The sequence below is a fragment of the Enterobacter cloacae complex sp. CARB60 genome (assembly GCF_036487345.1).
GTDB classification, from domain to species: domain Bacteria; phylum Pseudomonadota; class Gammaproteobacteria; order Enterobacterales; family Enterobacteriaceae; genus Enterobacter; species Enterobacter asburiae_D.
Map to the genome: position 1 here is coordinate 1,083,899 of NZ_JAZKLC010000002.1, position 12,520 is coordinate 1,096,418.

The following is a 12,520-nucleotide window of genomic DNA, read 5'->3' on the forward strand; positions in this document are numbered from 1 at the left end:
GTTTGGCAAATCACGCGCGTCGCGTTGTCTTTTTCGACCTGGATGGAACGCTGCATCAGCAGGATATGTTTGGGACGTTTATGCGTTACCTGCTGCGGCGTCAGCCTTTGAATGCGCTGCTCGTGCTGCCGCTCCTACCGGTTATCGGTATCGCGCTGCTGGTGAAAGGCCGTGCGGCGCGATGGCCGATGAGCCTGCTGCTGTGGGGATGCACCTTTGGGCACAGCGAAGCGCGGCTCAAACAGCTCGAAAAGGATTTTGCGCACTGGTTTCGCGGCCACGTCGCCGCCTTTCCGGTGGTGCAGGCGCGCCTGACCGGCTACCTCGACGCGAACGATGCCGACATCTGGTTGATTACCGGCTCCCCGCAGACGCTGGTGGAGCAGGTCTATTTTGATACCCCCTGGCTTCCGCGCGTGAATCTTATCGCCACGCAAATCGCCCGCGGCTACGGCGGTTGGGTGCTGACCCTGCGCTGCCTGGGGCATGAAAAAGTGGTCCAGCTTGAGAAACGCATCGGGACGCCGCTGCGCCTGTACAGCGGCTACAGCGACAGCAAGCAGGACAACCCGCTGCTCTATTTTTGCCAGCACCGCTGGCGCGTCACGCCATCAGGTGAACTCCAGCAACTCGAATAGTTTTATCCATAATCGGCGTGTATAATGCCGCCCGCTTTCGACTGGAGTATCAACTGTTGTCCAACCCTGAACTCGACCATGAATACTGGATGCGCCATGCGCTGGCGCTGGCTCAACGCGCCTGGGAAGAGGGCGAAGTGCCCGTGGGCGCGGTGCTGGTTCATAACAACCAGGTGATTGGCGAAGGGTGGAACCGTCCTATTGGTCGCCACGATCCTACAGCCCACGCGGAAATCATGGCGCTTCGCCAGGGCGGTCTGGTGCTGCAAAACTATCGCCTGCTTGATACCACGCTGTATGTGACGCTGGAGCCGTGCGTGATGTGCTCCGGCGCGATGGTGCACAGCCGGATCGGGACTCTGGTCTTCGGTGCGCGGGATGAAAAAACCGGTGCGGCCGGTTCGCTGATGGACGTGCTGGGTCATCCGGGGATGAACCACCAGGTGAAGACTATCGGTGGGGTGCTTGCACCAGAGTGTTCGGGGCTATTAAGCGATTTCTTTCGAATGCGCCGTCAGCAGAAAAAGCAGCAAAAGGCAGAATTGAAGCTGTCGGACGATTAAGCTCGTCCGGCGCCACGACCGGGTAACTTTGAGCCAGCTGTTTGGCCTCCGTCGCCTCTTTCTCTTTCTCCAGCAGATACCCGACCAGGCTAATCTGATATTTACGGATATTTTCCACGTAGGCGTAGGCTTCATGCCCGCGCGCGTAGCCGTATGTCAGCTTGTTATACCATGGCTTCTGGCTCAGCAGCGGCAGGCGCTGCTTAACGTCTGACCAGCTGTCCGGGTTACCTTTCGTTTTGGCCGTCAACGCTCGTGCATCAAGCATATGCGCGTAGCCCATATTGTAGGCCGCCAGCGCAAACCAGATCCGCTCTTCTTCCGGCACCGTTTCCGGTACTTTGGCCATCATATCCTGCAGATAGCGCGCGCCGCCGCTGATGCTCTGTTCGGCATCGGTCCGGTCATTCACGCCCAGGCTCAGCGCGGTATTTTTGGTTAACATCATCAAACCGCGTACGCCCGTGGGCGACGTGGCCTGGGTGTCCCAGTGGGATTCCTGATACGAAATAGCCGCCAGCAGCTTCCAGTCAATCTCCTGGGCGTATTTTTCGAACAACGGCTGCAGGTCCGGCAGGACGCTGTCCACCGCGCGCAGGAAGCTGCGGGTGTCAACGTAGTCAAAGTCATCGCCGTGCCCGAGGTACTTCTCCTCCAGACGCGCCAGGGTACCGTCTTCATTGATGGTGTTGAAGAAATCAAGCATCGCGGCAGAGAAGGTCTGATCATCATCAAGCTGGCTAAACCAGGTCACGGGCTGCTCGTCGGTGACGTCCAGCGCTACGGCGATTTCAGGATGCACCCGCTGGAACAGGCTGATCGCGACTGAATCGGCGATGGTGTAGGGCACTTTCTGGTCTTTTACCTGCTCCAGCAGCTCGGTCGTGCCGAGTTTCGGATCCACCGTCCAGCTCAGGTCGGGATATTTCTTCTCCTTGAGCTCACGCAGATCGTCAATAACCACGTGGCCGGGCGCAATCGTCAGCTGCCGATCGTTAATCGAGGCCAGCGAGCGCGGGCGCAGGCTCCCGACACGGTAAACCAGCTGCTGCGAAACGGAGTAGTAGGTCGGGCCCGGCTGGTAGTTCTTGCTGCGCTCGCTGTTATACACCAGCCCGGCGGCGAGCATATCGGCATCGTCGTTATCGAGGTCGTCAAAGAGCTGGTTGATATTCTGGCGGACGGTGATTTTAAGCTTCACGCCAAGGTAATCGGCGAATTGCTGTGCCAGCTCGTAATCCAGGCCAATGATTTTGCCGTTGATGTCGCTGTAAATCAGCGGAGAGTTGAGGGTACTTACGCGCAATTCCCCCCGCTCCTGAATGGCGGCGATACGGTTTTCGGCTTTGCCGAACCAGGGGATGGAAGGCCAGAGGGCCACTGCCAGCAGCAACGTTACAATGCCGATGAGCAGATAATTAATCTTTAATTTTTTCAATTAGTTAATTCTCTGCGACGCCGGTTGCCTCAGTCTGCTGTAGCCATGTTAATCATAAGGTTTGCCATTGAATGAGCGGCATTTTGCGTAAACTTGCGCCACTTGGCAACCAATTAGAGAGACAGGTCACATCTATTGTTAAATCTCTGTGCGAATTTTATTTCGACGCAAACGGTTTCGTCGGCGCTCAGGATTCTCTATAATGACGCCCGTTTTCCCCCCTTGCGCACACTGTAAGCGCCCCGGCGCTTCGAAGACGAGAGACTTATGATGGAAATTCTGCGTGGTTCGCCTGCACTGTCTGCCTTCCGTATCACTAAACTGCTGGCACGTTTTCAGGCGGCCGACCTTCCGGTAAGCAATATTTACGCTGAGTATGTCCATTTTGCTGACCTGAATGCCCCCCTGAATGCAGAGGAGCGCGTACAGCTGGAACGCCTGCTCAAGTATGGTCCAAGCCTGAGCAGCCACACGCCAACCGGCAAACTGATCCTTGCGACGCCTCGTCCGGGCACCATCTCCCCCTGGTCTTCCAAAGCCACCGACATCGCCCACAACTGTGGCCTGAGCCAGATTAACCGTCTGGAACGCGGCGTGGCGTACTACGTGGAAGCCTCTACCCTGAGCGACGCGCAGTGGCAGGCGGTTGCGGCTGAACTGCACGATCGCATGATGGAGAGCGTATTTGCCTCTCTCGATGACGCGCAGAAGCTTTTCTCTCACCATCAGCCTGCGCCGGTACAGAGCGTAGACCTGCTGGGGCAGGGCCGTCAGGCGCTGATTGACGCCAACCTGCGTCTCGGCCTGGCGCTGGCAGAAGACGAAATCGACTACCTGCAGGATGCGTTTGTTAAGCTCAACCGTAACCCGAACGACATCGAACTCTACATGTTCGCGCAGGCGAACTCTGAGCACTGCCGCCACAAGATTTTCAACGCCGACTGGATTATTGACGGCGAACAGCAGCCGAAGTCGCTGTTCAAAATGATCAAAAACACCATGGAGCAAACCCCTGACCACGTGCTGTCTGCCTATAAGGACAACGCCGCGGTAATGGAAGGTTCCGAGGTGGGCCGCTTCTTCGCCGATCGCGAAGCAGGGCGCTATGACTTCCATCAGGAACCCGCGCATATCCTGATGAAAGTGGAAACCCACAACCACCCGACGGCGATCTCCCCGTGGCCGGGTGCGGCGACCGGCTCCGGCGGTGAAATCCGTGACGAAGGCGCGACCGGTCGTGGCGCTAAACCTAAAGCGGGTCTGGTCGGTTTCTCCGTTTCCAACCTGCGCATCCCGGGCTTTGAACAGCCGTGGGAAGAAGATTTCGGCAAGCCGGAGCGCATTGTAACCGCCCTGGATATCATGACCGAAGGCCCGCTGGGCGGCGCGGCGTTTAACAACGAGTTTGGCCGTCCGGCGCTGAACGGTTACTTCCGTACCTATGAAGAGAAAGTGGACAGCCACAACGGCGAAGAGCTGCGCGGCTACCACAAACCGATCATGCTGGCGGGCGGGATCGGCAACATCCGTGCCGATCACGTGCAGAAAGGCGAGATCGTCGTCGGCGCGAAGCTGATCGTGCTCGGCGGCCCGGCGATGAACATCGGTCTGGGCGGCGGCGCGGCCTCTTCTATGGCCTCCGGCCAGTCTGATGCGGATCTCGACTTCGCCTCCGTCCAGCGCGACAACCCTGAGATGGAGCGTCGCTGCCAGGAAGTGATCGACCGCTGCTGGCAGCTGGGCGATGCCAACCCGATCCTCTTCATCCACGACGTGGGCGCGGGCGGTTTGTCCAACGCCATGCCGGAGCTGGTGAGCGACGGCGGTCGCGGCGGCCGTTTCAACCTGCGCGATATCCTGAGCGATGAGCCGGGCATGAGCCCGCTGGAAATCTGGTGTAACGAATCCCAGGAGCGCTACGTGCTGGCGGTTGCTGCGGATCAGCTGCCGCTGTTTGACGAGCTGTGCCGCCGCGAGCGTGCGCCGTATGCCGTCATCGGTGAAGCGACCGAAGAGCAGCACCTTTCCTTAAGCGACACCCACTTTGACAACCAGCCGATCGATCTGCCGCTCGACGTCCTGCTCGGTAAAACGCCGAAGATGACCCGCGACGTAACGACCCGTAAAGCGGCAGGCAAAGCGCTGGATCGCCAGGGCATTACCGTGGCAGAAGCGGTTAACCGCGTGCTGCACCTGCCTGCCGTGGCGGAGAAAACCTTTCTCGTAACCATCGGCGACCGCACCGTGACCGGTATGGTATCGCGCGATCAGATGGTCGGCCCGTGGCAGATCCCGGTCGCTAACTGCGCCGTGACCACCGCGAGCCTCGACAGCTACTACGGCGAAGCGATGGCCCTGGGTGAACGCACCCCGGTGGCGCTGCTGGACTTCGCGGCCTCTGCCCGTCTGGCTGTCGGTGAAGCGCTGACCAACATCGCCGCGACGCAGATTGGCGATATCAAACGTATCAAGCTTTCCGCAAACTGGATGGCCGCAGCCGGCCACCCTGGCGAAGATGCTGGCCTGTATGAAGCCGTGAAAGCGGTGGGCGAGGAGCTGTGTCCTGCCCTCGGCCTGACCATTCCGGTGGGCAAAGACTCCATGTCGATGAAGACCCGCTGGCAGGAAGGCAGCGAGCAGCGCGAGATGACCTCTCCGCTGTCGCTGGTGATCACCGCGTTTGCGCGCGTGGAAGACGTGCGCCACACCGTTACGCCGCAGCTTGCGACCGAAGACAACGCCCTGCTGCTGATTGACCTGGGTAAAGGCCACAACGCGCTGGGCGCAACCGCGCTGGCGCAGGTTTACCGTCAGCTCGGCGACAAGCCAGCGGACGTGCGCGACGTTGCCCAGCTGAAAGGCTTCTACGACGCGATTCAGGCGCTGGTGGCGCAGCGTAAGCTGCTGGCCTACCACGACCGTTCCGACGGCGGCCTGCTGGTGACGCTGGCAGAGATGGCCTTCACCGGCCACTGCGGCGTGGAAGCGAACATTGCCACGCTTGGCGAAGACCGTCTGGCGGCGCTGTTCAACGAAGAGCTGGGCGCTGTGATTCAGGTGCGTGCAGCGGATCGCGACGCGGTTGAAGTCATTCTGGCGAAGCACGGCCTGGTGGACTGCGTCCACTATCTGGGTAAAGCCGTTCAGGGCGACCGCTTCGTCATTGAAGCAGACGGCCACGCGGTGTTCAGCGAAAGCCGCACCACGCTGCGCATGTGGTGGGCGGAAACCACCTGGCAGATGCAGCGCCTGCGTGATAACCCGGAATGTGCCGACCAGGAACACAACGCTAAGGCTAACGACAACGATCCAGGCCTGAACGTGAAGCTCTCCTTCGACATCAACGAAGACATTGCCGCGCCGTACATTGCGACCGGCGCGCGTCCGAAAGTGGCGGTGCTGCGCGAGCAGGGCGTTAACTCCCACGTTGAGATGGCGGCTGCCTTCCACCGCGCGGGCTTTGACGCTATCGACGTCCACATGAGCGACCTGCTGGCCGGGCGTACCGGTCTGGAAGATTTCCAGGCGCTGGTGGCGTGCGGCGGCTTCTCCTACGGCGACGTGCTGGGTGCGGGCGAAGGCTGGGCGAAGTCCATCCTGTTCAACAGCCGCGTGCGTGACGAGTTCGAAACCTTCTTCCACCGTCCGCAGACCCTGGCGCTGGGCGTGTGTAACGGCTGTCAGATGATGTCTAACCTGCGCGAACTGATCCCGGGCAGCGAAGCCTGGCCGCGCTTTGTGCGCAACCAGTCTGACCGCTTCGAAGCGCGCTTCAGCCTGGTGGAAGTGACCCAAAGCCCGTCTCTGCTGCTGCAGGGGATGGTCGGTTCACGGATGCCAATCGCCGTTTCCCACGGTGAAGGTCAGGTAGAGGTGCGTGATGCTGCCCATCTGGCTCAGCTGGAGAGCAAAGGCCTGGTGGCGCTGCGCTTTGTCGATAACTTCGGCAAGGTGACAGAAACCTACCCGGCTAACCCGAACGGCTCCGCCAACGGTATTACGGCGGTGACCAGCGAAAGCGGTCGCGCGACCATCATGATGCCGCACCCGGAACGCGTGTTCCGTACCGTGAGCAACTCCTGGCACCCGGAAAACTGGGGCGAGGACAGCCCGTGGATGCGTATCTTCCGCAACGCGCGTAAGCAGCTGGGTTAAGTTTTAGGCACTACCTGTAGGCCCGGTAAGCGTAAGCGCGACCGGGCTTTTTTATGCGTGTCGCAAAACTGAGACAAAGAGGGTATGCGACTGTCTCTAAATGGAGACATTTAACTCTTTGATTTATATATAACAGGACGGGTTCCTGTTAAGGTGTTGCTTAATAGCGACACTTAGCCTGGAAATCATTCAACCGTTAATTAACAGGTTAAACGAGTAAAAATCATATATTTCAATGTGTTAATATTTTGTTTTGCATTCTGGCACGGGTGTTGCATAATATTAACCAGTGGCTCATTCACCTTCTTATGTCAGCCCCTTCGGGACGCGCTACATAAACTTCGAATGACGCACAAAAAGGTGCCTGCCGTCCAACTACTGATCATAGCAATGCTTTATCAGGCCAGGGCGAAACGTCGAGTTAGGCACCGCCTCATTCCATGACAAAGCCGGGTTTTTACCCGGCTTTGTTGTATCTGAAGGGCAGACTCAGTTACGCTCTGCGTAAACCCCCATTAAGAGAGTAATGCGTTGAAACGCTGGCCCGTTTTTCCCCGCTCGCTACGACAGCTCGTCATGATGGCCTTCCTGCTGATCCTGCTGCCGCTGCTGATCCTCGCCTGGCAGGCGTGGCAAAGTCTGAACGCGCTTAGCGCGCAGGCGGCTTTGACCAACCGAACGACGCTCATCGACGCCAGACGCAGTGAAGCGATGACCAACGCCGCGCTGGAGATGGAGCGTAGCTATCGTCAGTATTGCGTGCTTGACGATCGGACGCTGGAAAAGGTTTATCAGAGTCAGCGTAAACGCTACAGCGAAATGCTGGATGCTCACGCGGGGGTATTGCCTGACGACAAGCTGTATCAGGCGTTACGTCAGGATTTGAACGATCTTGCGCAGCTGCAGTGCCACAATAGTGGCCCGGATGCCGCCGCCGCCGCGCGCCTTGAGGCTTTTGCCAGCGCCAACACCGAGATGGTGCAGTCAACGCGCACGGTGATTTTCTCTCGCGGCCAGCAGCTCCAGCAGGAGATTGCCGAGCGCGGCCAGTTCTTCGGCTGGCAGGCGCTGGTGCTGTTCCTGGTGAGTCTTGGGCTGGTACTGCTCTTTACCCGCATGATCATCGGCCCGGTGAAGGGCATTCAGCGTATGATCAACCGTCTGGGGGAGGGGAAATCGCTCGGGGATACGGTCGCTTTTAAAGGCCCGCGCGAGCTGCGATCCGTAGGCCAGCGCATTATCTGGCTGTCCGAGCGCCTGGCGTGGCTCGAATCTCAGCGCCATCAGTTTCTGCGCCATATCTCTCATGAGCTTAAAACGCCGCTGGCCAGCATGCGTGAAGGAACGGAGCTGCTGGCGGACGAAGTGGCCGGGCCCCTTACGCCAGAACAGAAAGAAATTGTCGAGATCCTGGATAACAGCAGCCGCAATCTGCAAAAGCTGATTGAGCAACTGCTGGACTACAACCGCAAGCTGGCAGACGGGGCGGTCGTCCTGGAAAACGTTGAGATTGCGCCGCTGGTGGATATGGTGATCTCCGCCCATAGCTTGCCAGCAAGAGCTAAAATGATGCATACCGGCGTCGAGCTGAATGCGCCTGCCTGCCTGGCTGAACCCATGCTGCTGATGAGCGTTCTGGATAATCTTTACTCCAATGCGGTGCACTATGGTACTGAATCCGGTAACATTTATATCCGAAGTAATACGAATGGTTCACGGGTGTTTATTGACGTCGCAAACACCGGCACCCCGATCCCCGATGACGAAAAAATCATGATCTTCGAACCCTTTTTCCAGGGGAGTCATCAGCGGAAAGGCGCGGTAAAAGGAAGCGGGCTTGGCTTGAGCATTGCCCGGGACTGCATACGACGCATGCAGGGTGAGCTAAACATTGTCGCGGACGAACGTTCAGATGTTTGCTTCCGTATCGAACTGCCCCTGAGCCGGAAAAATCAATAAAATGAATCTATGTCTGGTGAGTATGTCACACGTCTTTCTCCGCGCCGTACGCGCGGTGTTTTCCAGCAACACGCTTCGCCTGAGCCTGCCCTGTTTATTTCTGGCAGGGTGTATTTCCCATGCGCCACAAAGTGCAATTAGCGATAAACAAGAAGATAAATGGCCCGATAACCAGCTGGCAGATTTCCTCTCAACCCGCTGCGAAGACATCTGGAACCTGTCAGGACATGACGTTGAAAGCAACCCGCTGTTCTGGCTGCGTGGAATAGATTGCGCCCAGCGTCTGGCGCCGGTAGACGCCCGCTCAAAGGCGGCGATGCTGGATGACGACACCTGGCAGGACGCGTTCAAGCGTGGGATTTTACTCGCAGATGCGAAAATCACGCCCGTTGAACGCCGCGTCAATGTGACCCGGCTGGATACGTTTGTGGTCAATCTTCCCGTACAGGTACGCCCGGTATACCAGCTCTGGCGCGATGGGCAGACATTACAGCTTCAGCTGTCTGAAGAGCGCTCCCGCTACAGCAAGCTGCAACAGTCAACCGACAGCGAGCTTGATACGCTGCGTCAACAGCAGCAACATTTACGTACCGAGCTGGATACCACGACGCGTAAGCTGGAAAACCTGACCGATATCGAAAGGCAGCTCTCGTCGCGTAAATATCAGCCGGGGAGTTCATCCGCGGCACCGGACAGCGATACGCCGAAACAAGAGGATGTGAAGCATGACGAGCCGTAAACCTGCTCATCTCTTACTGGTGGATGACGATCCCGGGCTGTTAAAGCTGCTGGGCATGCGTCTGGTCAGTGAAGGCTACAGCGTCGTGACCGCTGAAAGCGGGCTGGAGGGGCTGAAGATCCTCAGCCGCGAGAAAATCGATCTGGTGATAAGCGACCTGCGGATGGACGAAATGGACGGCCTGCAGCTGTTTGCTGAGATCCAGAAGCAGCAGCCGGGTATGCCCGTGATTATCCTGACGGCGCACGGGTCGATCCCGGATGCCGTTGCCGCGACGCAGCAGGGGGTATTCAGCTTCCTGACCAAGCCGGTGGACAAAGATGCGCTGTATAAGGCTATCGACAGCGCGCTGGAACATGCCGCCCCGGCGGGGGATGAAGCGTGGCGGGAGTCCATCGTCACCCGCAGCCCCATTATGCTGCGTCTGCTTGAACAGGCCCGGATGGTGGCGCAGTCCGACGTCAGCGTGCTCATCAACGGCCAGAGCGGAACCGGGAAAGAGATCCTGGCGCAGGCGATCCATAACGCCAGCCCGCGCAGTAAAAACGCCTTTATCGCCATTAACTGCGGCGCGCTTCCGGAACAGCTGCTCGAATCTGAACTGTTTGGCCACGCCCGCGGCGCATTCACCGGCGCGGTGAGCAGCCGTGAAGGGCTGTTCCAGGCCGCGGAAGGCGGCACGCTGTTCCTGGACGAGATTGGCGATATGCCCGCACCGCTGCAGGTCAAACTGCTGCGCGTGCTGCAGGAGCGAAAAGTTCGCCCGCTGGGCAGCAACCGCGACATTGATATTAATGTGCGAATTATTTCCGCCACCCACCGCGATCTGCCAAAAGTGATGGCCCGCAACGAGTTTCGCGAAGATCTCTACTACCGCCTGAACGTGGTGAACCTGAAGATCCCGGCGCTGGCGGAACGGGCGGAAGACATCCCGCTGCTGGCGAACCACCTTTTGCGCCAGGCGGCCGATCGCCATAAACCGTTCGTGCGCGCGTTTTCCACCGATGCGATGAAGCGGCTGATGGCCGCAGGCTGGCCGGGTAACGTGCGTCAGCTGGTGAACGTGATTGAGCAGTGCGTGGCGCTGACCTCCTCACCGGTGATCAGCGACGCGCTGGTGGAGCAGGCGCTGGAAGGGGAAAACACGGCGCTGCCGACGTTTGCGGAAGCGCGGAATCAGTTCGAGCTCAACTATCTGCGCAAGCTATTGCAGATCACCAAAGGCAACGTGACCCACGCGGCGCGCATGGCCGGACGCAACCGCACCGAGTTCTACAAGCTGCTGTCGCGCCACGAGCTGGAAGCAAACGATTTTAAAGAGTAATGCCGTATGGTACTGTGAGCAATCGATTACGAGGCAGCTTACAGGCAAGCGTTTAAGGACCCACCATGAAAAAGATTGATGCGATTATTAAACCTTTCAAACTGGATGACGTGCGTGAAGCGCTGGCGGAAGTTGGCATCACCGGGATGACCGTGACGGAAGTGAAAGGTTTTGGTCGTCAGAAGGGCCACACCGAGCTTTACCGTGGCGCAGAGTACATGGTCGACTTTCTGCCGAAAGTAAAAATTGAAATCGTGGTCAGCGACGATATCGTCGATACCTGCGTGGATACCATTATCCGCACCGCGCAGACGGGCAAAATTGGCGACGGTAAAATCTTCGTCTTTGACGTGGCGCGCGTGATCCGTATCCGTACCGGCGAAGAAGACGACGCCGCGATTTAACATTGCCAACGGTTTTGTAGGCCGGGTAAGGCGCAGCCGCCGCCCGGCGAAAAAAAAGCCCCTCGAACGAGGGGCTTTTTCATTACAGCACCTTATGTGGCCCGAAACATTCGTAATGAATGTTATCTTTGTTCACACCCAGCTCAACCAGCTGCTTCGCGGCATACTGCATAAACGCTACCGGCCCGCAGACGTAGAACTGCATGTCCGGCGCGCTAAACGCCCCTTCTATCTGGCTTAAATTCATCAGACCTTCGCTGTCAAACCGTGCGGCTGCGCGGTCTGCATCCGTCGGCAGGCGATACCAGGTGTGCGCGGTGAAGCGCGGCAGGGACGCCCCGAGCGTTTTCACTTCATCCGCAAAGGCGTGCACGTCACCGTTTTCCGCAGCGTGGAACCAGTTGACCTGCGCGCCGTGGTTTGCTTTCGCCAGCGTATCGAGCATCGCCAGCATTGGCGTTTGGCCGACGCCCGCAGAGATCAGCGTAACCGGGGTAGTCGCTCCAACGGCCATGAAGAAATCGCCCGCCGGCGCGGCCAGATGAACCACGTCGCCCACGTTAGCTTCGTTGTGGAGCCAGTTGGAGACCTGACCGTCGTCCTCACGCTTCACGGCAATGCGGTAGCCTTTGCCGTTTGGCTTGCGGGTAAGAGAATACTGGCGGATCTCCTGATGCGGGAAGCCTTCAGGCTTCAGCCACACGCCCAGATACTGGCCCGGCTGGTAATTGGCTACCGGCTGTCCGTCCACCGGCTCAAACTCAAAGCTGGTAATCAATGCGCTGCGCGGGGTTTTCTCAACGATGCGGAAGGCTCGCGTGCCTTCCCAGCCGCCGTTCTTGCTGGCGTTTTCGCTGTAGATCTGTGCTTCACGGTTGATAAACACGTTTGCCAGCACGCCGTAGGCTTTACCCCACGCGTCGAGCACTTCCTGTCCCGGGCTGAACATCTCGTCCAGCGTCGCCAGCAGGTGGCTACCCACAATGTTGTACTGCTCGGGCTGGATCTGGAAGCTGGTATGTTTCTGCGCAATCTTCTCTACCGCAGGCAGCAGCGCCGCCAGGTTTTCAATATTGCTGGCGTAGGCCGCGATGGCGTTGAACAGGGCTTCACGCTGATCGCCGTTACGCTGGTTGCTCATGTTGAAAATTTCTTTGAGCTCCGGGTTGTGCGTGAACATGCGATCGTAGAAATGGGCGGTGAGTTTAGGACCGGTTTCCACCAGCAGGGGAATGGTGGCTTTAACGGTAGCGATGGTTTGAGCGTCGAGCATGAGCGCATCCTTCTGATGTGACTTTAA

Annotated in this window: 9 protein-coding genes; 7 read left to right on the top strand and 2 right to left on the bottom strand. The window is 58.4% G+C overall.

Annotated elements, in window-relative coordinates; genetic code table 11:
- Positions 1 to 2: 2 nt before the first annotated feature.
- Both yfhb and tadA read left to right on the top strand, forming a co-directional pair.
- Complete coding sequence (yfhb, locus tag V4835_RS06350; RefSeq protein ID WP_248165405.1) at positions 3 to 638, top strand: phosphatidylglycerophosphatase C; 636 nt, start codon at positions 3 to 5, stop codon at positions 636 to 638.
- 56 nt (positions 639 to 694) lie between these two features.
- On the top strand, positions 695 to 1,201 hold the full coding sequence (gene tadA, locus V4835_RS06355) for a tRNA adenosine(34) deaminase TadA (protein WP_331411557.1): 507 nt from the start codon (positions 695 to 697) through the stop codon (positions 1,199 to 1,201).
- On the opposite strand, the gene mltF is transcribed toward tadA, so the two are convergent.
- Positions 1,089 to 2,639, bottom strand: a complete 1,551-nt coding sequence (mltF, locus tag V4835_RS06360) for a membrane-bound lytic murein transglycosylase MltF (RefSeq protein WP_126797110.1) — start codon at positions 2,637 to 2,639, stop codon at positions 1,089 to 1,091. The two genes, tadA and mltF, sit on opposite strands and share 113 nt — an antisense overlap.
- Before the next feature lie 267 nt (positions 2,640 to 2,906).
- Between mltF and purL the strand changes: the two genes are divergently transcribed.
- The 5 genes from purL (at position 2,907) to glnB (ending at position 11,220) form a co-directional block, all read left to right on the top strand.
- Positions 2,907 to 6,794, top strand: a complete 3,888-nt coding sequence (purL, locus tag V4835_RS06365; protein WP_331411564.1) for a phosphoribosylformylglycinamidine synthase — start codon at positions 2,907 to 2,909, stop codon at positions 6,792 to 6,794.
- Between the two features lie 531 nt (positions 6,795 to 7,325).
- Positions 7,326 to 8,753 carry a two component system sensor histidine kinase QseE/GlrK gene (gene qseE / locus V4835_RS06370; protein ID WP_331411565.1) on the top strand — a complete coding sequence of 476 codons (1,428 nt, stop codon included), beginning with the start codon at positions 7,326 to 7,328 and terminating at the stop codon, positions 8,751 to 8,753.
- 1 nt (position 8,754) lies between these two features.
- Positions 8,755 to 9,492, top strand: coding sequence for a two-component system QseEF-associated lipoprotein QseG (gene qseG, locus V4835_RS06375; RefSeq protein WP_063143405.1), 738 nt, complete (start codon positions 8,755 to 8,757; stop codon positions 9,490 to 9,492).
- Positions 9,479 to 10,816 (top strand): two-component system response regulator GlrR, encoded by a 1,338-nt coding sequence (gene glrR, locus V4835_RS06380; RefSeq protein WP_023308835.1) that lies wholly within the window; start codon positions 9,479 to 9,481, stop codon positions 10,814 to 10,816. Before qseG ends, glrR begins: the two co-directional genes overlap by 14 nt.
- A gap of 65 nt (positions 10,817 to 10,881) precedes the next feature.
- Complete coding sequence (gene glnB, locus V4835_RS06385) at positions 10,882 to 11,220, top strand: nitrogen regulatory protein P-II (RefSeq protein ID WP_003860685.1); 339 nt, start codon at positions 10,882 to 10,884, stop codon at positions 11,218 to 11,220.
- An 82-nt stretch (positions 11,221 to 11,302) separates the two neighbouring features.
- On the opposite strand, the gene hmpA is transcribed toward glnB, so the two are convergent.
- Positions 11,303 to 12,493 (bottom strand): NO-inducible flavohemoprotein, encoded by a 1,191-nt coding sequence (gene hmpA / locus V4835_RS06390; protein WP_331411566.1) that lies wholly within the window; start codon positions 12,491 to 12,493, stop codon positions 11,303 to 11,305.
- Positions 12,494 to 12,520 lie beyond the last annotated feature (27 nt).